Annotated in this window: 5 protein-coding genes and 20 pseudogenes; 6 read left to right on the forward strand and 19 right to left on the reverse strand. The window is 70.2% G+C overall.

The window, feature by feature from the left end; genetic code table 11:
- The 14 genes and pseudogenes from UK94_RS52235 to UK94_RS52290 all read right to left on the reverse strand — a co-directional run.
- A partial coding sequence (locus tag UK94_RS52235; protein ID WP_235487931.1) for a zinc-binding dehydrogenase occupies positions 1 to 353 on the reverse strand: 353 nt, incomplete at its 3' end.
- 54 nt (positions 354 to 407) lie between these two features.
- Positions 408 to 827: pseudogene (locus UK94_RS52240) on the reverse strand (alcohol dehydrogenase catalytic domain-containing protein); the annotation flags it as partial.
- 137 nt (positions 828 to 964) lie between these two features.
- The coding region (locus UK94_RS73885) for a hypothetical protein (protein WP_268761363.1) at positions 965 to 1,097 on the reverse strand (133 nt) is incomplete at its 5' end.
- Between the two features lies 1 nt (position 1,098).
- Positions 1,099 to 1,203: pseudogene (locus UK94_RS52245) on the reverse strand (aldehyde dehydrogenase family protein); the annotation flags it as partial.
- Between the two features lies 1 nt (position 1,204).
- Positions 1,205 to 1,260 (reverse strand): annotated as a pseudogene (locus tag UK94_RS52250) (hypothetical protein); the annotation flags it as partial.
- Position 1,261: 1 nt separating this feature from the next.
- Positions 1,262 to 1,525 (reverse strand): annotated as a pseudogene (locus tag UK94_RS52255) (aldehyde dehydrogenase family protein); the annotation flags it as partial.
- A 1-nt stretch (position 1,526) separates the two neighbouring features.
- A pseudogene (locus UK94_RS52260) lies at positions 1,527 to 1,604 on the reverse strand (hypothetical protein); the annotation flags it as partial.
- A gap of 1 nt (position 1,605) precedes the next feature.
- A pseudogene (locus UK94_RS52265) lies at positions 1,606 to 1,870 on the reverse strand (aldehyde dehydrogenase family protein); the annotation flags it as partial.
- Position 1,871: 1 nt separating this feature from the next.
- Positions 1,872 to 2,524 (reverse strand): annotated as a pseudogene (locus tag UK94_RS52270) (aldehyde dehydrogenase family protein); the annotation flags it as partial.
- A gap of 62 nt (positions 2,525 to 2,586) precedes the next feature.
- Positions 2,587 to 2,732 (reverse strand): annotated as a pseudogene (locus UK94_RS73890) (cytochrome P450); the annotation flags it as partial.
- A 1-nt stretch (position 2,733) separates the two neighbouring features.
- A pseudogene (locus UK94_RS52275) lies at positions 2,734 to 2,926 on the reverse strand (cytochrome P450); the annotation flags it as partial.
- A gap of 1 nt (position 2,927) precedes the next feature.
- Positions 2,928 to 3,028, reverse strand: a pseudogene (locus UK94_RS52280) (hypothetical protein); the annotation flags it as partial.
- 1 nt (position 3,029) lies between these two features.
- Positions 3,030 to 3,377 (reverse strand): annotated as a pseudogene (locus UK94_RS52285) (cytochrome P450); the annotation flags it as partial.
- A gap of 1 nt (position 3,378) precedes the next feature.
- Positions 3,379 to 3,930, reverse strand: a pseudogene (locus UK94_RS52290) (hypothetical protein); the annotation flags it as partial.
- Positions 3,931 to 6,968: 3,038 nt separating this feature from the next.
- Here UK94_RS52290 and UK94_RS52295 point away from each other — a divergent pair.
- From UK94_RS52295 to UK94_RS52305, 3 pseudogenes are all read left to right on the forward strand, one after another.
- Positions 6,969 to 7,298 (forward strand): annotated as a pseudogene (locus UK94_RS52295) (ABC transporter permease); the annotation flags it as partial.
- Position 7,299: 1 nt separating this feature from the next.
- Positions 7,300 to 7,367, forward strand: a pseudogene (locus UK94_RS52300) (hypothetical protein); the annotation flags it as partial.
- Between the two features lies 1 nt (position 7,368).
- A pseudogene (locus tag UK94_RS52305) lies at positions 7,369 to 7,963 on the forward strand (ABC transporter permease); the annotation flags it as partial.
- Between the two features lies 1 nt (position 7,964).
- Here UK94_RS52305 and UK94_RS52310 read toward each other — a convergent pair.
- The 4 pseudogenes from UK94_RS52310 to UK94_RS52325 form a co-directional block, all read right to left on the reverse strand.
- Positions 7,965 to 8,356: pseudogene (locus UK94_RS52310) on the reverse strand (hypothetical protein); the annotation flags it as partial.
- Between the two features lie 6 nt (positions 8,357 to 8,362).
- Positions 8,363 to 8,449 (reverse strand): annotated as a pseudogene (locus UK94_RS52315) (VapC toxin family PIN domain ribonuclease); the annotation flags it as partial.
- A gap of 1 nt (position 8,450) precedes the next feature.
- A pseudogene (locus UK94_RS52320) lies at positions 8,451 to 8,545 on the reverse strand (VapC toxin family PIN domain ribonuclease); the annotation flags it as partial.
- A 49-nt stretch (positions 8,546 to 8,594) separates the two neighbouring features.
- A pseudogene (locus UK94_RS52325) lies at positions 8,595 to 8,751 on the reverse strand (AbrB/MazE/SpoVT family DNA-binding domain-containing protein); the annotation flags it as partial.
- Between the two features lie 1,810 nt (positions 8,752 to 10,561).
- On the opposite strand from UK94_RS52325, the gene UK94_RS52330 reads away from it, so the two are divergent.
- On the forward strand, positions 10,562 to 10,676 hold a 115-nt coding region (locus UK94_RS52330), incomplete at its 3' end, for a type II toxin-antitoxin system HicA family toxin (protein WP_235487984.1).
- A gap of 3,280 nt (positions 10,677 to 13,956) precedes the next feature.
- Here UK94_RS52330 and UK94_RS52335 read toward each other — a convergent pair.
- Positions 13,957 to 14,094 (reverse strand): annotated as a pseudogene (locus tag UK94_RS52335) (IS607 family transposase); the annotation flags it as partial.
- A 3,473-nt stretch (positions 14,095 to 17,567) separates the two neighbouring features.
- On the opposite strand from UK94_RS52335, the gene UK94_RS14580 reads away from it, so the two are divergent.
- Positions 17,568 to 18,275, forward strand: a complete 708-nt coding sequence (locus UK94_RS14580) for a 4Fe-4S single cluster domain-containing protein (RefSeq protein WP_011601479.1) — start codon at positions 17,568 to 17,570, stop codon at positions 18,273 to 18,275.
- The gene (locus UK94_RS14585) at positions 18,272 to 19,876 is read left to right on the forward strand and encodes a hypothetical protein (protein ID WP_055750266.1); all 1,605 of its coding nucleotides are present in this window, start codon (positions 18,272 to 18,274) and stop codon (positions 19,874 to 19,876) included. Before UK94_RS14580 ends, UK94_RS14585 begins: the two co-directional genes overlap by 4 nt.
- The last annotated feature ends 1,685 nt before the right edge of the window (positions 19,877 to 21,561 follow it).

The following is a 21,561-nucleotide window of genomic DNA, read 5'->3' on the forward strand; positions in this document are numbered from 1 at the left end:
CCCCAGAGTGCCAGCTGAACCCCGGAGAGCTTGATCGTCTCGCCCTCGTACTGACCCATCGACGTGATGACGATGGTTCCGCCCTTGGAAGTCGCCTCGGTGGCCTGCGACACGACCTCGGCGGTCAGCTCGTCGACCGTGATGATGGTGCTGTCGGCGCCGACCCCGCGCGTGAGCTGCGTGACCAGCTCGAGTGCCTCATCCGCCGTGGCGGCGGTGTGCGTCGCCCCGAAGCGCTTCGCGCTCTCCCGTCTGTCCGGCGCGGGATCGACGGCGATCAGGTGCTGCGCGCCGGCGTAGGCCGCACCCTGGACCGCGTTGGTGCCGATGCCGCCGATGCCGTAGATGACCACGGTGTCACCGGGCCGGACCTCGGCCGAGTTGACCGCGGAACCCCAGCCGGTGGNCACCCCGCAGCCGACGAGGGCCGCCTTGTCCAGCGGGAGGTCGTCGTCGATCTTGACGATCGAGTTCTGGTGCACGGTCGCGTACTGACTGAAGGTGCCCAGCGTCATCATCGAGCCGTACTCGCCGCTGTTGCCCCTGAAGGGGAAGCGGCCACCCGGGAGAAAGCCTTCCAGGCCGTTCGCGCCGAGGTCGCACAGTCGGGAGTTGCCGGTCGCACACCAGCGGCACCGGCCGCACACAGGGTAGAACGAAGCGACGAAGTGGTCGCCGGGATGGAAACCGGTGACGTTGGACCCGGCCTCGAGGATCTCGCCGGCTCCCTCATGGCCGAAGACCATCGGGGCCCGGAAGGGCAGGTGGCCCTTCACCATGTGGAGATCGGAATGGCAGAGGCCGGAGTAGTCGTAGCGGACGAGCACCTCCTCGGCCCCCGGCTTGACGATCTCGAGCTCCTCGATCTCGAACGGCTTGCCCGNCTCGTAGAGGACTGCGGCCTTGGTCTTCACGTCAGTGGTCCCTCTCCTGCTTCAGGTGGATGGCTANGCGTGTCGACGCATCAGTCGCCCCACGCGGGGGCGGGGGTGGACAGTGCGAGGCCGTAGGCCCGCTTCTGAATGTCCGGCTCCATGCTGATCTGGATGGACTTGGCCTCCGTGTAGGCGTCGAGGGCGTTCACGCCGAGTTCGCGANCCACCCCGCTCTGCTTGAACCCACCGAACGGGTAGTTCTCGTTGGCCATGTGGAAATCGTTGATCCAGACTGACCCGGCCTCCAGCCGTCGGGCCACGTCCAGTGNGGCGTCCACGTTGCTGCTCCAGACGCCGGCGGCCAGGCCGAAGTCGCTGTCGTTGGNGATCTCGATGGCCTCGTCCACCGTGTCGTAACGCAGGACGCACAGGACGGGGCCGAAGATCTCCTCCCGAGCGACCCTCATGTCGTTCGTGACGTCGGTGAGGACGGTCGGCTCGACCCAGTACCCCTTGTCGGTGCCCGCGGGCACGCGCCCGCCGCACGCGACGGTGGCCCCCTCCACGCGGGCCAGCTCGACGTACCTGAGGACCCGGTCCCGCTGCGCCGCGCTGATCAGCGGGCCGAGGTTGGAGGTGGGGTCCAGCGGNTCGCCGATCCTGACTGTGGCCAGCCGGTCGACCAGCCGTTCGACGAACCGGTCGTGGACCGAACTCGGCAGCAGCAGGNGGGTCCCGGACTCGCAGGCCTGTCCGGCGTGCATGAGGAAGCCCCAGATCGCGCCGTCGACCGCCATTTGCATGTCGGCGTCCGCCAGCACGATGTTCGGGCCCTTGCCGCCCAGCTCGAGCGTGACTCGCTTGAGGTTGCTCCGGCCCGCGGCCTCGGCCACCTTCCGGCCGACCTCGGACGAGCCGGTGAAGCCGATCTTGTTGACATCGGGATGGGCGGCGAGGTGGGCGCCGACGACCTCGCCGTCCCCGGTGACGACGTTNAACACGCCGTCCGGCAGACCGGCGGCCTGCAGCTCCCGCGCCAGTTCGAGGGCGCCGATCGGGGTCTTCTCGTCGGTCTTGAGAACCACGGAGTTGCCCGCCGCGAGGGCGGGGCCGATCTTCCAGACCGCGAGGGCCAGCGGGAAGTTCCAGGGCACGATCGCCGCGCAGACGCCGATCGGCTCCCTGCGGATGACGCCCCCGTGCGCGATGCCGCCGACGACCGGCCCGGGAGCCTCGAACTGGTACCGGCGGGCCAGCTCGGCGAAGTACCGGAGATTGGACACCGGCGTGATCGCATTCAGGCCCATGGAGAGGTACAGCGGCGCGCCGCCCTCGCGCGTCGCCGTCGCCGCCAGCTCCTCGGAACGAGCCTCGAGAGCGTCGGCCACGGCTTCCAGAACCGCCGCGCGGCGCACCGGCGGAAGACTGCGCCAGATGCCTTGGTCGAACGCACGGCGGGCCGCCGCGACGGCGGCGTCCGCCTGGTCAATGCCACCTTTGGCCGCCGTGGCGACCGTCTCCTCCGTTGCGGGATTGACGATGACGTACTGTTCCGAGGTGTCGACCCATTCTCCGTCGATGAACAGCCGATAATGTGGGACCGAGACCTCGCTGGACGTGAGAGCGGGGCTTTCGATGGTGGAAGTCATAGCCTGTCCTTGCCGAGAGGGGCCCTTGCCGAGAGGAAGGACGGTTGCTCGCGAGGGAGCCGTCAGCTGGCGGGAGTGAACTCCACGATTAGAGATTCGGGACCGCGGGTGAACAGGCCCGCGTCGGTGGGTTCGATGCCGTCCGCGAAGCGGATGTCCGGCATCGCGGCGAGGATCTGGTTGATGGCCGTTTCGGCCTCGCGCTTGGNCAGCAGGGAGCCGACGCAGAAGTGGCGGCCGAGTGCGAAGGCGATGTGGTCGGCCGAACCGGCGAAGGCCTGCCTGATGTTGATGTCCGTGCGGAAGATGTTGTATGTGTCAGGGTCATCGAACCGACGCTCGTCCCGGTTGGCCGCGCCGTTGACACAGCCGACGACGCTCCCCACCGGGATCACGGTTCCCNCCACCTCGACGTCGTCGGTCGTCGTGCGGAGGATGATCTGCACGGGTGGGTGGTAGCGAAGCGTCTCCACCAGCGCGCGGGTCGCGAGTGAGGGGTCCTGGNGGACGGCCTCAAGCTGCTCAGGGTGCATGATCAGATATTTGAGCGTGCTCGCGATCGACTTGTCGGTGGTCTCGCCACCCGCGATCAGCAGCAGGCCGATCAGGGCCTTGATCTGCTCGTCGGAGAACTGCTCGTCGTTGATTTCGGCCTGGGTGAGGCGCGAGATCAGGTCGGTACCGGGATTCCGCCGACGCTCGGCGATGATCGGCAGAATGTAGGCCGGATACTCCTGCTGGGTGCGCATTCCCCAGGCATGGATCTCCGGGTCGTTCGTGAGATTCGCGAGGAACGCCATCAGCGAGGAGTACCACTCGTGAAACTTCGGCAGATCTTCACGGGGCAGGTCGANCATCTTGACGATCACGTTGATCGGGAACCATTTGGTGAAATCCTCCGCCAGGTCGACGCGACCGGCGGTCCGGAACTTGTCGATCATCTCGGTCGCCAGTTCGTCGACCTGGGGAAGCAGCTCCTCAAGGTAGTTGCCGCGCAGGGCCGGCGTGATGAGCTGCCGGTTGATGGCGTGTTCGCGTCCACCCATCTGGATGACGGTCTTGCCAATGACGGGCTCCATCTGGAACGCGTAGTTCTCGTTCGAGAAGCCGACCGAGTCCTTGTAGATCCGGGCCACGTCCTCGTACCGACTGACGAAGTAGTAGCCGCTGACCTCGTGGTGCAGCACCGGATAGAAGTCACGCATGATCTTGTAATAGGTGTGCGGGTCGCGAGCGAACTCCGCGGAGAGGACGTCGGGCTTCTCCGGGACGGTGGTGGGGGTGGTGGTCACCGTTCTCCCAACTCTCGGTGGTCGGCTGGCGGGGCCGGTCGATGTGACGAGCGTCTCCCTCTGGACGCCCGTCGTCTTGCGCGAAAACACCTGATCTGACACCTGACCCGGCACCTACTCGTCGACGGACGTGCGTGAAGAGTCACAGCGTGTGACGAGGTGCGACTGCGCATATCGGTGCAAAGCCGGCTGGAGGTAAGCGCTGGTCGGGCGGGCGGTGCGACAGCGGCTCGCCCCCGAACACGTGAGCAACCGGGNGTTTTCACCTGAGACACAGGTCACCAGGCGATGGGACAGTCCTCGACGTCACGAGGGTGCCTCGCACCGGCCTGACCGCCCTCACCGGCCTGACCGCCCTCACCGTTCTGACACCAGACACCAGACACCAGCGCCGCTGAAGCGGCCGGCGGCTGCCCACATTCACTTTGGGCTATCGGAGGACAGCAGTGCGTACGAGAAAGANGATCGGCCTTAGCCTGGCGGCGGCAGCAGTGCTTGTGGGCGTCGCCGCGTGTGGCTCGAGCGGTTCGTCGGACACCGCCGGCGCGTCTGGCGCCGCCGAACCGCGGAGCACGGCCAGCTCGTCGTCGGAGGCGGCAGAATACCTGGCCAAGGTCGTCGCTGCCCCGCCGGGGATCGGCTACTCGACGCCGATCACCAAAAAGGCTCCTCCCGGGCTGAGAGTGGTCGTCCTGGAGGCCAATGTGCCCATCGCTCGCCGTATCGACGAGGAACGCGCGGCCGCCGCGGAGGCGTTGGGCTGGAAGTATTCAAAGATCGTCATTGGTACTGGCGCGGAGGACGCCGCCAAGGCGATGTCGCAGGCTCTCGATCAGAAGCCGGACTTCATCTTCGAGGCCGGCTACAACATGTCGGCGTTCGGCGACCAGGTGGCCCGCGCGCAGAGCCAGGGCGTGAAGATCATCGCACAGTGCATCACCGACAAGCCGTCCGGCCCGCTCATCGCCGTCGACTGCGACCTGCACTCGACCGACCTGATGGNGAAGGCCACAGCCGCCTATATCGCGGCTCACGGCAACGGCGAGGACGTCATCCAGCTCCTTTCGTCGACGGCGTTCCCCATCGACGACTACTACGGGAAGTCGCTGGCCAACCAGCTCAAGCCGTGGTGCCCCAAGTGCGAGGTCAAGACGGTGTCGTTCCAGCTTTCCGACCTCGGGACGAAGCTGCCCGGCATGGTCGTCAGCGCGCTGCAGCGCGATCCCGACACCACCTACATCGTCTCGTCCTTCGGTGACGCCCTGACCGGGGTCGAGCCGGCGCTGGCGGCGGCTGGGCTGACCGGCAAGGTCAAGATCGGCGGCTACCTGCCCGGCGTCGACCAGTACCAGGCACTGCGCGACAAGAAGCAGGTCTTCTGGGCCCAGGATCAGGCGCCGATCGCTGGTTGGCGAGAGATGGACATCGCGGTCCGGGCCNCTGTCGGCGATCCCATCAGCACGGTGACGAACACCGCCCCGGTGTCCCAGGTGCTCACGTCGGACAACATCGGCAGCGCGTCCTTCGACACCTCGGGTTTCTGGCTCGGCGTGCGCGACTTCGCCGACACCTACAAGAAGCTCTGGCTGCTGTCCTAGCAGTCTCGCCCACTGGGTCGCTTACGATTGAGGATTCTGGATGAGTAACTCGTCGTCACCAGCCCTGCGGGTGGTGAACCTTGCGAAGACCTTCGGCGGGGCCCGGGCGTTGAAGGACATCAGCCTGGAGATCGCACCAGGCGAGATCCACGGGCTCGTCGGCGAGAACGGGTCAGGGAAATCCACCTTTGTGAAGATCCTTTCGGGCTACCACAGCCCGGAGCCGGGCGGTGTGATTGAAGTCGGTGGGAACGAGCTTTCCTTCGGTAAACCCGCCGATTCGCACGCCGCCGGGCTCCGGTTCGTGCACCAGGATCTTGGGCTTATCGACGACCTCAACTGCGCCGAGAATCTGGCCCTCGGCCGGGGATTTGACACCGCGTTCGGCCGACGTATCCGGTGGCGCTCCGAGCATGAGGNGGCGCGCAGGGCGCTGGCCGCGCTCGGTTACGAGATCGACGTCCGCCGGCCGATCGGCCGCCTGTCGGTCAGCGAGCGAACCGCCATCGCTGTCGCCCGGGCGGTGTCCGACCACGGCGGGCGGACATACGTCATCGTCCTGGACGAGCCGACCGTCAATCTGCCCAAAGCGGAGATCCAGCGGCTCTTTCGGCTGCTCCGACTCATCCGCGACCGGGGCGTAGCGCTGATATTCATCTCCCATCATCTCGAGGAGATCTTCGAGCTCGCCGACCGTGTGACCGTCCTACGCGACGGCGAGGTAGTCGTGAGCCGTTCGGTGACCGAACTCAACCATGACTCCCTCATCGAGCTGATGCTCGGCCGTGCGCTACGCGCCGTGCGGAGTGACGCGCGGGCTGCCGCCGGTGCACCGGTGCTGACCGCGAGTGGCGTGTGCGGNCAGGTCGTTCAGGACGTCGACCTGACTGTCCACGCCGGCGAGGTGGTCGGCGTGGCGGGCATCACCGGATCGGGCCGCGACGAGCTGGCTCGGCTCATCGCTGGCAGCGCGCCTTTCACTGGACGCGTCGCCATTGACGGTGAGCCGCTGCGGTCCAACCGCCCGGACCTGTTCATCAGAGCCGGCGTGGTGGGCGTCCCGGCAGAACGTACGGTGAACGCCGCGCTCCCCGACCATTCAGTCCGTGAGAATCTGACGATCTCCCACCTTGCGCCGTACTCCAGTTTCGGATTGCTGCGGCGCTCTGCCGAGCGCACCGACGTGCGCACCCTGCTGGAGAAGTTCGACATCCGCCCCGCGCGTCCGGAGCAGCCGATCGACTCGCTGTCCGGCGGTAACCAGCAAAAGGTCATGATCGCCCGAGCGATGCGGCTGGGACCGAAAGTGCTCGTCCTCGACGAACCGACGCAGGGCGTCGATGTCGGAGCGCAGGCAGAACTGCACAGACTCGTCCGCGCGTCCGTCGAGAACGGTCTGGGTGTGNTCGCCTGCAGCTCCAGCAGCGAAGAACTCTCAGAGATCGCCGACCGGGTGCTGATAATGCGCAGCGGCCGCGTCGTCGATGAGCTCACGGCGCCGCTTGTCGCCGACGATATCAGCGCCGCGACTCTCGCTAAGCAGAAGGAGACAACGTGAGCACCACCGACACCGCGGCAACTTCGGAAGCGACGCGAGTAACCGGCCGCGACTCGGCTGGCCCCACGAAGCGCTCAGGCCGGATCATTCCGCGGCTGGGCCTCGATCGGTTCAGCGGCCTGTACGTGCTGGCCGCCTTGATCATCGCCTACGGCATCTGGCTGCCCGACACGTTCCTGACGAGCCAGACGGCGCGCAGCGTCGCGGACGGCCAGGCGATAGCCGCCATCGTCGCCCTCGCGTTGGTGGTGCCGCTCGCCGCCGGAGTCTTCGATCTTTCCGTCGCTGCGACTCTAGGGTTCAGCGTCTGCCTGGTGGCGTGGCTGNAGGGTCATCATGTCAATGCCATTCTTAGCGTGCTGACTGCTGTTGCTGCTGGCATCGTCATTGGTGCTNTCAACAGCCTCGTCATCATTGTACTTCGGGTCAATTCTTTCATCGGGACCCTGGGGATGGGCAGCCTGCTGGCTGCCGGCTCCTACTGGATCACGGATGGCCAGACGCTGATCAAGGGTTTCTCGCCCGATCTACTCAAGGCCGGGCGCGCGCAACCAGCGGGCATTCCGGTGACGGTGTGGTACCTGGTTGGTATCGCCCTGGTCCTGTGGTTTGTCCTCGAGTACACGCCGGTGGGCCGGTATTTCTACGCGGTGGGCGCGAACCCGCAGGCCTCTCGGCTGGCCGGCCTCCGAGTGGACCGCCTGGTGGCCCGCTCGCTGATCCTCGCGGGGTTCCTGTCCGCCCTGGGAGGCGCGATTCTCGCCGCCAAACTGGGGCTCGGCAGTCCCGACGTGGGGCCGCCCTACCTGCTGCCCGCCTTCTCGGCCGCGTTCCTCGGCGCGACGCAGATCAAGTCAGGACGGGTCAATGTTCTCGGCACTCTTGTCGCCGTCTACCTGCTAGGTGTGGGCGTGAAAGGCCTCCAGCTCGCCGGCGCACCGTCGTACGTCGGTGACCTGTTCAACGGGGCTGCGCTCATCATCGCCGTCGCNCTCGCCGCCCGGACGAGCCGGAAGTGATTTGGCCGCTGGACCGACCACAGCCAGGGAAGGTGCTGCTTGGCCTGTATCTCCAGTACCCGGTGTTCGGTGTCGTGCAATGTCTTCGCCGGTTGAAAAATAACTGGGGGGCGAGGCGGCAGGCGATCTTTCGGCCGGCACGGCTTCATCCCGACCAGAATCAGCTTGACTCCGACCGCATCATAGGTTCCACGCGCGCGTGCATCCCTTGTCGCGAGGGCCAGGCCATGCGCTTTGGCGGCGAGCGCCACCAGCCCGTCATACACGGCGCCCCCGGCGATGCCGAGTTGGCTCAGGGTCGTGTGGATTTCCTGGGCGGGCGGGCCGCTCAGCGCCAGCGGCGCCGTGAACCTCGCGTCGAGCAGGCGTGNGGCGTCCGGCCCGGACAGCCGGGCGTCGCCCGGCAACCTGGTGAGTACCGAGTAGGTCTCCGCCAGGGCGTGCCCACTCAGCGTGAGNTGCTGTCCGTCCCACCATCGCGCTACGTCCGTGTGATGTTGATGTGAGCGGACAAGCAGAGGAATGGCGACGCTTGTGTCGACGGCAATGGTCACTTGCGTCCCGCGTCGATGAGGCCGAACAGTACATCGTNATCGACAGGCNTGTCGCCGGCCGACACGAGCACGCCGTTCTCCTCGACGAGGCGCGCGGTCCTGCCGGCTGGCACGACCTGCACACCAGCCCCGTAAGGCGAGATGTCCACCTTCGTGCCCGGGAGTAGGCCCAGCGCGTCGCGGATGAACTTGGGCAGCACGATTCGNCCCGCCTGATCCACAACAGCTTCCATGGGAGGACGATACCATTCCGATCCCAGCTGCGCCGCTGCCACTTCGATGCTCATCGGAGACCCGCACGGCCGTGGTCAGCTGCCAGGCGTCGGCGGGTCTCTGGGGTGGGGCTGTCTGCTTCGCCCTGGCTGCTTCCGTACCGGTTGCCACACAGGGGCGGAACGATGGCGCGGCGCTGGCCCTCTGGGGAGCGAGGGATGTGTGGCAGTGCAGGTGGCAACGCTGGCCACCAGAGGGGTACTCCAACGGCCGGATATGGACGCCAGGGCACGTGTGCGGACGTTCCTGGACGGTAGGGACCGGCCTGAAAAGCGGAAGGTCGGCGGTTCGACCCCGCCCCTGCCCACGCGCTGGCTTTCGCTGCTCGCCGCCCTTTGGGCGGCTTCGCCGGGGCCGTTATGCTGGCCGGGGGGCCTAGCCCCCCGAACCCCCCGAGGGCGTGCTCCAATCCCGGCGGGGATGGTTCCCGCGAGGTTGTGGATGTCGCAGGCTGGCCTTCCTGATGTGGGTGGAAGGCGTCGAGCACCAGTCTCGCCACCCAGCGGCTCGTCGATATGGCGAGGATTTTCTCGTAGCTACGAACCATGTGCCTGCTCACCGGACTGTGGAGCAACNCTGGCCGTGATTCGAGGCCGGGGCGGGGAATGTCCATCATGGCGACGCAGTTCCGCGCAGCGCAGAGTCCGGGTCCAGGTCGGACGATGAACGCCGCCGTGTGGGTCTACGGTGACCGGCATGGTCTTGTCGTCCTTGTCCAGCTTTGAGGTTGCCGGCCGGCCGGTCGTCGTGGCCACGGGCCCGAAGACGCAGACCATCAACGTGTGCAGGCCGGCGAAAAGGCGGTGGGCCCGTGGCTCACAGGGGTGATTCCGATGGTNGAGCGGGCGATCGATGAGCTGGTCGACGACTTTGTCGCGCATCCATTCCGGCATCGGGTCGAGCATTCCCTGCTCCTTCAGCTGTTTCGCGCGCTCGTCGCGCATATCGAGCTTGATGCCCCCGTTCGGATCGGTGTGTCGAGCTTCAGGACTGGTCTGGTCCACAAGGAGTGGCCCATGCCGGTGGTCGACGGTGATCGTCGCGGGCTGTTCGCCGATGTCTCGACGGCTGTCGGTGGACTGCTCGCCATGTTCTCCGTCGTCGTCCCGTCGGCGAAGGCGATGCGTCGGCATCGGCGACGGCGGGCGCCGACGGCCGCCGGCCGCATCGGGGGCGCCTGGAGGGAGCCCGTCGACCGGCTGATTGAGACCAGCGTGAGCGCCCCGTCCGCGCTTACCCGCTGCGAGCTCGCCGACGCGGCGCGGGCAGCCCATTCGCGCGCCCGGCTGTCTACAAGGGCGCGGCGTTGCTTGGGCTGGTGTCGGTCCTCATGGCCGATGTGGACAGGTGTCGCCCACTGAGAGCGTCGCGAGTACGGATCGCTGGTCCCTCGTCGAGGGCCCGGTGCTGCCGCCCGAAGGCGGTGTCTGGCCGTCGGCTCCGTCGCCGTTGCGATCCTGGCCGCACGAGGACGCCCGGACAAACAGCCCACGNGGGAGGCCACAGGCCCTGCATCTGGCGGCGTACANTCGGCGCCATGAAGCGGATGGTCCAGATCCCGTACGAGCTGGAGCAGACCGAAGACGGCACCTGGGCGGNCCATGCGTCGTTCCCCAGCGGTGGGGCGCATGGGCTCGGCNACACTCCCGAAGACGCCGTGGCCGATCTCTATGAGGCTGTCAGCCTGGTCATCGAGGAGTTCGGTGTTCCACCGGTCCTGACGATCGTGCAGGACGTCGCCTGATGCCGCCCCTTCCTGTGCTGTCTGGCGGGGAGGTGGTCAAGGTCCTTGAGAAGCTCGACTTCGAGGTGGTCCGCATCAAGGGAAGTCATCACATGATGAGGAACGCCGAAGGTCNCTTCACGGTCGTACCTGTTCATCCGGGCCGTGACATCCGGTCGNGACACTGCGTCGGATCATTCGTGACACGGGCCTGTCGATAGCGGAGTTCGTCGCCACGCTTTGACCCACGGCCCGTTGGTGTTCCGACGGTCAGCGCGAGTGGGGGATCGGGACAGCGGGGCGACTGCAGTAGCCGGAGCAGTTGATATTGGATGATGCCGGCTGTCATCCGCGGGTCGTCGTCGAATGCGGAGAGGTCGCTGCCATGAGGGAACGTCTGGNCGGTTGGCAGCCACCGGAAGGTGATGACCAGCAGATCTCCCGTCGTGCTGGCCTCCAGTAGGTCGACGTCCGCCCATGGGGTCGGCGGCGCAACCGGCGGATTCCCGGTCAGCGGGGCGCAGGCCTGCCATCCGGACGCCTGATCCGGGCGTGGCGGGCTGTCTGNGGCCGGCTCTCGATCCCGATCATTGTGGGAGGAGTTCCGGCAGTAGGCGGTGAAGGCGTCCCGGAGCCGCCCGGCTGATGCCCGGCCCAGACCCGGCAGCGGCCGGTTGACTCGAGAGGGCGCGCTTCGCGCCAGCGCGCCGACCGCCGGCGCCCGCCGCCGACCCGGCGCGGCGCCGACCTAAAGCGGAGTATCCATGGACGGTTCGGAACCGGTGCACATCCNGATCACGCAGTGCCTGCAGAACGATTTCTTCTTCAACCTCAACTGCCGGCTGCACTTACCGGAGGATGCGGCGGCCAAGCTGCTGATCCACCCGGACAGTCGCAGCGGCTTCGGCCTGCGGCGCGGCCGGCGCGTACTGGACGCGCGCACGCAGCGGTCGGGCCCCCTCGGGCGGATGCTGTCGGCGACCGTGGGCGCGCGGCTGGGCGGCGGCGGCCGGGGAGTGCTGCACCTGGTCAACGTCCGGGACTGGCACGTGCCGAGCGACGACTACGATCGTGAACGGAGTGAGTACGGCACCCACTGCGAGGCCGGGACCTGGGGCGCGGACTATCCCGACGCGCTTGTCGGCCTGCTCGACCCGACCGGGACGCGCCCGCGGGCCGGCGGGCCAGGAACGGCTCCGTTCGACCCGACCGGCCGCCGCCGCGGCTCGGTCATCGTCCATCACGTCCATTCCAACACCCTGTTCGACCTCCGCGAGGATGCCTCCGGCCTGGACCGGTCGGAACTGGGAGAGGTACTCGGCGCGATACTTCCGCCGAGCGGGCACCAGGACGTCCGCATCGCCGTCGTCGGGCTCTACACCGACATCAAGGTGCAGCTCCTCCTGCAGAGCCTGCGGACTTCGTTCGGCGGGGCGCGCCAGGTCGTCGTCTCCGACTCGCTCACCGCCGGCGTCAGCCTGGAACGGCACCTGGCCGCCCTGGACTTCGCGCGCAAGGTCCTGCGGGTCGAGGTCATGCAGGGCGTGTCCGACCTGGCGCGCCTGCTCGGCACCGACCCCGGTCAGGACGAGGAGCTGGAGTCGGCCGCCGGTGCGGTCGCCTTCGCCGACTACGCCGAGTACTTCCAGGCGAAGCAGCGGATCGTCTCCTCAGAGGACGCGCAGTCGCGGAGCTACCGGCAGCAGATCATCGGACGGCTGGACGCGACGGTGCGCCTGGTCACCCTCACCAACGTCTTCCTCATCGTCTGCGGCGCGCTGACCCTCGGCGCCGCGGTGGTCCTGGCGGTGCTGGCCGCCGCGGCGCCGGGCACGATACCGGTGGCCCTGCCGGCGCTGGTGCTGGGNCTGTCCGCAGTGCAGGTGGTCTCGGTGTTCTTCCACCGTCCCGCGCAGAGCCTGATCCNGCTCCTCGGGAGAGAGGNGATCGTCCGGATGTCGCTGGAGAGNCGCAGCCTCCGGCTNGCCCTTGCCCGGTATCACCTGACGACGCCGGACGCGCTGCACCCGGACGAGGGCTCAGGACTGCGGGCCGAACTGCTCCAGCGGCAGATGGACATCCTCGCCCAGATGGACCGGGCGGACATCGAAGCGATCGAGAAGCTGGGCGGCCCCGTTTCGCCCCCTGATGCGCCGCCCGTCGAGTGAGNCGGCTAACCGGCCGCCGTTTCGTCGCCGGGCGGGATGTGCGCCAGTATCGCCGCGCCGATCTCCGGGTTCCGTGCCACGAAGTGAATGTGCCACGAGGCGTCCCGCGCGAGCTCCACCTCCAGNCTCCCCCATATCCAGGTGAGGCTGGTCATCGGGTCGAGGCCACCCCGGCCCGCGCCGAGCAGCGGGAGGGCGATCGAGGTGAGCGGCGGGTTCAGGGCCCGGTTCTCGGTCCGGGCCAGCCGGAAGATGTTGGCGACCGCGAGCCCGACGGCGGCCGGGTCGGTGTCGTACTCGTTGGTCCCGGCCCGAGGGCAGGCCACCGCCGCGTGGTAAACCCGCCGGACACCCTGGTGGCGCAGCTCGCCGCCGCTGGTGGCGAGGACGGTGCCCGGTTCCACCGCCAGCCCGGGCGCGCACTGGGCGGCCAGTTCGCGCGGCACGACGTCGTCGGCCACCTCGCCGGCCGGGCCGCGCACGGCGGCGCGGCGCCGGATCGCGGCCGAGACCGACGACTTGAACATCGTCGCGGTCGCGAAATAGACATTCTCCGGCGAGACGAGAATGTCCACGCCGCTGATCAGCTCAATCGACCGGTGGTGGACCGAGATGGGCACCGAGCGGCCGCCGAAGACGACATCCAGAGTTCGGGAGCTGGTGAGGCGATGGGCGTCCGGCGGCCGTTGTCGCGGGGACTCCGGCCGGTCGCCGGCGACCGCCGCCCGGCATATCACGTGAATCGCGTCGGCGACCTCGTCGACGATGANGCGCTCGTAGTGCTTGCGGAACCGGTCCGTGCCCACCCGATAGATCTCGGCGCTCTTGCGCCGCCGGTCGTAGGCCGCCCAGTCGCGGGTGCCCGGCACGAGGCCGAAGGTATAGCGCGCTGCGTCCCGCAGACGGCCCGGCTCGAGCCCGTCGACCGCTCGGCGCAGCAGCGTCTCGATGGTGACGGGATCGGCTTCGGCCTCCTCGACCAGCCCGACGGCTTTCTCCAGCGCAGCCAGCGGGACCCGGCGTGCCGCGGCCAGCCCGATCTCCCGCAGGGCACGAAGGTCCGTCACGAGGTCGTCGAAGGTCACGGTCATCGGCTACCGGCTCCGTTCCGTTGCGTTCCGGTGAGCGTGGGCGTTCACCGGTCACGCTGCCGTCCCTTGCGGGTCGGCGCTCCCGGTCTGACCGGCCGTGGCCGTGCCGGGTTCCCNCTCCCGGGCAACCTGCCGATCAAGGTCGGGTTTCTGGTNCGCGGACGAGACACGGGCGTACGCCACAGACTCTCCGGCGGCGGGGGTCCGGTCGACATCCCCGACGATGATCAGCTCGCCGATCGTGCGGGCCGGGACGGGCAGCTTCCCGGCGTTGAACCAGCGGTGGGCCGTCACCTAGGCAATGACCTGCGACCCGGCCCACTCCTTGAGCTTCACAGGAACATCCTAGAACGCGCCCAGCGGGGTAGTACCGCTTCTTTCAGCATCCGAGGTGGACGTAGCCGNCCCAGCGCGGGATGCGCGAGCCGGGCGTCCGACAACGCGGCCAGGTAGCGACCTGCCTGGGCCGCGTGTGACGGCCGGGGCACCCGCGGTCTGGTCCCGGCCGCGGTGTCGGCGTCAGGGAGATCGTCGCGATCAGCACCCCCGACGTTGACCGACCGCGACGATCCGGGCCCTCACGCCATCGGCGGGAAGCATTGTCACTCAACCGCCGGCGGCCGGTCGGCGGCCGGGTGGGATCAGGGCGGAAGTTGGGTTTCCCGGATGTCTCCAGAGATCTCCGGAGACTATGGCGGTGGCACTGGCCGGGGCGACGTTCACAGCGCCCGACGAACTGAGTTTCCCGTACCCGGATGTCGTGGCTCTCGGGGCACCGGAAGGGGGTCTCGTGCCCGGAAATAGGTGGCCGAGAAACGAGGACGGACGGGCACCACGGCGCAAGGCGGCGCGTTGACGTGCCCAGGAGCGGACGGGTCGGATTTCCGCAAACGCATTGGTGTACATTGCAGACGGCATCGGTCGTCGGAACGGGGAACGACGGGCGGTGGCNGCGCGTCGCGGTGGCCAGGACGGTCCGTGCGTGGAGGCAGCATGCCATTCCCCGTTCCGGCNTACGGGGAGGGTCACGCCGATGAGCACACCGACGCCACCCGGCGTCCCGTCCTTCTCCTTCCTGGGCGCCCGGCCGCGGGCTGGCGTGCGCGGGGACGTCTACGAGCTGAGCTGGGTCGCGACCGGCGCCAGTCGGGTCGAGATCGACGGGTACGGCATCCACCCGCCGGAGGGCTCGACGCTCGTCGCCTTCGACGGCACCGTCTCCCGCCGGCTGGCCGCGCGCGGTCCGGGAGGCGTGAGCAACCGGTTCAGCCCGCCGGTCTGGACTCTCGAGCCGCCCGATCCACGGCTGCCGCGGCGGCCGAATGCCGGTCGCGCGCTGGGCCGCGCCCGGCCTGGCAGCGCTGTGACCACGGTGCCGCAGGTACCGCGGGCATCCGAGCTGCTGGCCGACGCCGCCCCGCCGTCGCCGGCCGGCGCGGGGCGTGGGCCGGGGCCGGCCGACGGCGGTGATCCGCCCCGGCTGGCCTGGCAGGCCGCGAACCTTCGTCCGTCCCGGTGGTTCTGGGCGAGCCGTCGCCGCGCCGACGGTGGCGGGCGCGGCTGGGGCCCACCGATGTGGACGCTCCTGCCGCGCCGCCGGCCCGGCCGCGCAACACCCACCGACGCTCGCCGGGACACTGGCAAAAATCGGGCAAACAGGACAGGACGCCAAGCATCATGACGTTCAGGGAGCGGCTCGCTTCTCCGTTCCGGCTATTCGGTGAGCTCGCGCTGTGGTTGTCCTCAGCCGACATGGAAATCCTGGAGCGGTTCCGGGCGGNCCGGGCAAAGTTTGTCGGCCTCGGCAGCGCCGTAATCATTACTTCCGGGATGGCGGGGTTCTCCGCGGCGTTTGCCGTGCACATGGCCCTGAAGCTGCCCGTCGTGGCCTGTGTGATCGTCGGCCTGCTGTGGGGTGCCGCGATCATGGCATTCGACCGGTGNCTGGTCGCCACCGCGAGCCGCGGCAACCTGTGGCTCCTGCTGCCGCGCTTCCTGCTGGCGCTGCTCATCGGCGCCGTCGTGTCGACCCCGTTCGTCCTGCGCGTCTTCCAGCCGGAAATCCTGGACCAGGTCGCGTTGATGCAGCACACGCGGCAGAGCGACATCACGACGCAGGCGCAGTCCGATTCCACCGGCACCCGGATATCGGCGCTGCAGCTCGACGAGGCGAAGCAGAACGCGATCATCGCGGCGGGCGGGCCGCCGCTGACCGTCGAGGACGATCCACAGGTCAAGGGCCTCGAAGCCAAGATCGCCCCGCTGCAGGCCAAGTGGGACCAGGCCAACGAGGCGGTGATCTGCGAGGAGGCCGGCAACAGCAACTGCGGCGTGGCCAGCACGGGCGTCCACGGCGACGGCTTCATCACCGCCCAGCGCAAGGCCGCGCGGGACCAGATCGGGGCTCAGCTCGATCCGCTGAAGGCCAGCCTCCAGGCCGCACGTGCGGCGGCGACCGTGAACATCGCCCAGCAGAAGGCGAAGGCCGTCGTGGACGCCCAGCAGAAGGTCAAGGCCGACCGCGCCGAGCTGGCGCGACTCACCCCGATCCAGGACGCGGACACGAAGCGGCGAGNGGAGGCGAACAACGGCAACACCGGCCTGCTGATCCGGATGGAGGCCCTGAGCGCGCTGACCAAGCACAACCCGACGATGCGCACGACGCACTGGACGCTGTGGGCGTTCTTCACCGCGATCGAGTGCTTCCCGCTCCTGTTCAAGCTGTTCATGTCGCTGGGCCGACCGACCCGCTACGAGGAGGCNCTGGCCCTGCAGGAGCGGGCCGACCTGGACGTCTCCCGGCAGCGCACCCGCCGCCAGCGCGCGACGGACCTNCTCAACGACGCCGACCCGCTGGCCGAGGCCCAGGCCGAGCGCGAGGAGAAGGACACCCAGCTGGCGAGGCTGACCCGACAGACGATCCGGGCCCAGGCGTCGCTCGCCGAGGAGGCGCTCGCGCTGTGGACCGAGCAGGAACGGGAGCGGATGCTGGCCAACCCCGGCGAGTACCTGCGCTCCGGCCCGACGGTGTCGCCGCCGCCGCGGTTCGCCTCCCGGGACCAGGCCGCGCCCGACAACACCGGGACCGGCGTCGCCCGCCCGTGGCCACCGGCCCCCCGCGAGCAGCCGCGCGGTGCTCGGCCCCGCCCGGCGGCGGGCAGCCGTCCCGCCCGCGGCCCGGCCCCCTTCGTTGCGCCCACCGGGCCCGTCCCGTCCACCGTCCCTACGACCGTGCCCCCGACGCCGATGGCCGGCACGGAGTCCGTGAACAGCACTGTGCGTCGCAACGACGCTGTGTCCGGCAACGGCGCTGTGTCCGGCAACGGCGCTGTGCCAGGCAACGGCGCGGAGCCGGCGACCGGGACGGCACCGGCCGACGAACCGCCTGGCTACGNCGATGCGGCTGCCGGGCGCGAGATCGACGGTTTCACGGTCGGNCGCATCGACCGTGCCCGGCAGCCGGAAACCGACGCCGACGCCGACGCCGACGCTCCGACGGTCGTCCCGGACGGCTCTGTAGGTACCGACAGCTCTGTCGGTTCGGCCGGCTCGGTCGCTCCGGGCGGTTATGCCCCGCCGGCCGCCTACGGCGTCCCGGCGACGTATGTCGCTCCGGCCGCCTACGACGCGCCAGACAGCGGCGTCCCGCTGGACGGTTATGGCGATGAGGTCACGATTGAGCGTGACCTGTCCGAGGAGGAAACCTACTTCCCTGGCCGGAGCCAGCCGCCTCGGCCGGGACGCGGCGAGGACGGCGGCGAGCCGCGGTGACAGGCGTCAGCCGGCCCGGCAGCCTTCCGCTCAACGTCGCCGCGACGGCGACGGGCACGCGGGCGCTGGGCCCCGGTGTCCGGTCGGCGGTGTGGGTGCAGGGCTGCCCGTTCGACTGCGCGGGCTGCGTCGCCCCGGACTGGATCCCGGACCGGCCGGCCCGGGCGGTGACGCCGGAGGTCCTGGCCGAAGAGCTGTGCGCGGACCCCGCCGTCGAGGGACTGACCTTCTCCGGCGGGGAGCCGATGGCGCAGGCGGCGGGCCTGGCCGAGCTGATCCGCCTGGCGCGGCTGCGCCGCCCGGAGCTGTCGCTGGTCTGCTTCACGGGCTACCGGCTGCAGCGCCTGCGTGCGGCTGCGCCGTCGCCCGGCGTCACCGACCTGCTCGCCGCGGTCGACGTGCTCATCGACGGGCGGTACGTCGCGGCCCTCAACGACGACCGCGGCCTGCGCGGCAGCTCCAACCAGCGGATCCACCATCTCACCGACCGGCTGCGCGGCGAGGCCGACTACTTCGACGGCCCGCGCCGCGCCGAGATCCGGCTCGGCACCCGGGATGTCCTGGTCGTCGGCGTGCCGCCGCGCGGCCTGCTCGATGCCGTGGACACAGCCCTCAACGGCCCGCCCCGGTCGGGCGCGGGTTCGGCAGTCGCGGCGCCGGGCGGCCGGCCTGCCGAATCGGTGGAGACGGGAGACCAGAGATGAGCTGCGTCCAGATCAGCTTCGTGTCGCTCGCCGGCAGCGGGACCCGGGCCGCCAAAGCGGCCCGAGCAGCTCGGGCGGCCCGGGAGGCCGCAGCGGCGCGGGAGGCGGCGGTGGCCGCGCGGGCGGTGGCTCGGGCGGTGGCCGAGCGCACGCGGGAGGCCCAGCGCCAGGCCGAGGCCATGACCGAAGCGATCCGTGTAGCCGCCCAGCGTGACCTGGCCGACGCCCTGGGCCCCGTGGAGGCCCGTGCCGCCGCGGCCGAGGCGGCGACCACGCGGTTGTCCGCGGCGGCTGCCCACATCGAGCGCCAGACCAACGCCCGGCTCGCCGAGCAGGCCCGCCAGATCGCCGGTCTGCGCGTCGAGACCGCCGAGCGGTTCGACGCCGCCCAGCGAGAGTTCCGGGCGGCGTTGCGGGCCGAACGCGACGGGCGCGAACAGGCGATGGAGTCGCTGCGCGCCGAGATCCGCTCGGCGCGGGCCGGGCGCGGCCTGGCGCTGGAGGACGCCGGACGCTGGCTCGACGACGCCGGTGTCCTCGTCGAGCTGATCGGCGCCACGCTGCCGCACGAGCGATTCACCCCCGGCCGGCTCGCCGCGCTCGGGCGGAACCTCGGCCGGGCTCGCGAGAACGTCGAAGCCGGCTTCGCCGAGGCCGCGCTGGCCGCGGCGCAGGGCGTCTACCAGCAACTGTCCGACCTGCGCGTCGAGGTGGAGTACCTCGACCGGCAGTGGCGCACGCTGCGGGCCGGGGCGCTCGACGCGCTGGGGATCGTCGTGGACCTTCTCGAGCGCGGGGCGGTCCAGCCGGTGCTGGACGAGGACGGCGACCCGCTGCCCGGCGTGACCCTCGACGTCGACCGCTGGTCCCGCGGCGAGCTGACCGCCCTGCGCGCCGAGGTCACCACCCTGCTCGCCGACGTCCGCGCCGACGAGCCAGGGCCGGCCGGGCTGGCTGGGCTGGCCGGGCCGGGCTCGTCGGCTGGGCCGGCCGGGGGCGCGCGGCGGCTGGACCCGGCCGACCTGCGCGAGGTGGTCGAGACCCGCGCGCCGGCCTACGAGGCGCGCCTGGCCGCGGTCATCGAGGCGGCCGGGACAGCCCAGCTCGGCTCCCAGCTGCGGGTGTCGATCGCCGACGCCGTCGTCGGGACTCTCGTCGGCGACGGCTTCGTCCTCGCCGACCACACCTACGCCGGCCAGGACGACCGCAACGGCTTCTACGCCCGCGTCGAGCACCCCGACGGCGGGATCGTCGTCGTCGACGTGTCGCCGGCCGAGGACGATCCGGGCGCATGCGAACTGCGGGTCCTCAGTTACGACGACGTCGGGGCCGAGGACATCCGGGCCGACCGGGCCCGCGCGCTCGCCGGCGTGCTGCGCGCGCAGGGGCTCGAGGTCACCGACCCGGCGCCCGGGCCGATGCCGGCCGAGGTCGCGCTGCGCGATCTCGACCGCGTCCGACGCGGACCGATCCCGCGGGAGGCCCCCGCGGCCGGCGGCGGCCACGGCCATCACCACCAGCAGCACCATCTCCACCACCACCACCACCACCAGCACCAGCACCAGCACCACCACCAGCACCACCAGCACCACCAGCACTGATGACCATCCACAGGTGCCAGCGCGGGCCGGTCCCGCCGCTGACAAGCGGAGGTGCCCGATGAGCGGCGTGAAGCGGACCTATGTGTCGGTCGACCAGACGGCGTGGGCCGAGGCCCAGCGGGCGGCGGCGCGGCTGCGCGACGTGCGCCGCGACCTGCCCCGGATGGTCGAGGGCGTCCGCGAGCAGGCCCGCCGGGACGCACAGGCGGCGATCCGGCCGGTCGAGGAACGAGCCCGCGCGGCCGAGCGCCAGATCGCGAAGCTGTCGGCCCGGGCCCGCCGGTTCGAGCGCGAGACCCAGGTCCGGCTGGATCGGCAGCGTCAGGACCTTGCCGGCCTGCGGACGGACACCGAGAACGCGTTCGCCGCCCAGGAGCGGCAGTTCCGGGCGGCGATCCAGGCCGAGCGCGCCGCCCNCCAGAAGGCGGTCGACGAGCTGCGCGCGGATGTCGATGCCCTGCGTGACGAGCGGAGCCGGGCGCGGGACGCGGCCCGGGAGTGGATCGCCGACGCCGAGGGGCTGGCCACCCTGATCCGCGACACGCTGGCGTCCGAGCGCTTCCGGCCGGGACGGCTCGCCGGGCTGGAGCGTGATGTCGCGACGGCCCGCCAGAACGTCACGGACGGGTTCGGCGAGGCCGCNCTCACCGCCGCCCAGCGGGCCTACGACGGCCTGTCCGACCTGCGGTACGAGCTGGAGGTGACCGACCGCGAGTGGCACGCCGCCCGCGACGCGGCCAACGAGGCATTGCTGCTGGTCGGCCGGATCGCGCAGGAGCAGGGCGTCCAGCCGGCCCTCGACGAGGACGGCCGGCCGATGGCGGACGTCACGCTGGACGTCGACCACTGGTCGAACGGTGAGCTGGCGGCCCTGCGCGCCGAGGTCGAGACGCTGCTCGCCGAGGTGCGCGACGACAGCCCCGGGGCCGGGNCCCGGGCCGGGCGCGAGGTGACGACCCGCGAGGTGACGACGGACGAGCTGCGCGAGATCGTCGAGGAACGCGCGCCGGAGCTGGAGGCCCGCCTGGCCGACATCGTCGAGCGGGCCGCGCTGAACCAGCTCGCCTCCCAGCTGCGGGTCAACGTGGCCGACGTCGTCGTCCAGACCCTCGTCGACAGCGGCTTCGCCCTGGCCGACCACACCTACGCGGGCGAGGACGACCGCAACGCCTTCTTCGCCCGCGTCACGCACCCCGACGGAGGTGTCGTCGTCGTCGACGTCTCGGCCGCNGAGACGGCCCCGGCCTGTGACCTGAAGATCCTCAGCTACGACGAGGTCGGCGCCGAGAACATCCGGCTCGCCCGCGCCGAGGAGCTTGCCGCCGCGCTGCGGGCGCAGGGCCTGGACGCGGCGGCACCGCGCGCGGACGCGGCGCCGCCCGACGAGTCGCTGCACCACGACCTGAACCCCGTCCGGTATGCGCCGCCGGCGCGGCCCGTACCGCTCGCGACGCCCGTGGCCCGGCCCCGGTAGCGCTCGATGACCGTTCCGACCGACCCGGCGGGCGGCGGCGGGTCCCCCCGCTCGGCCGAGCGTTTGAGCAGCGCGTTCCGCTACACCGGCGACCCGCTGTTCGTGCTCCACGGCCCCGGCGTGCTCGACGCCCTGGTCTGCCGCGACTACCTGGAGCGCGACTTCGAGGCGGCCCTGTGGGAGGAGCTGTCCGCCGCGGGCTTCGAGCGCA

Source organism: Frankia sp. AvcI1 (assembly GCF_001420875.1).
Classification (GTDB): Bacteria; Actinomycetota; Actinomycetes; order Frankiales; family Frankiaceae; genus Frankia; species Frankia alni.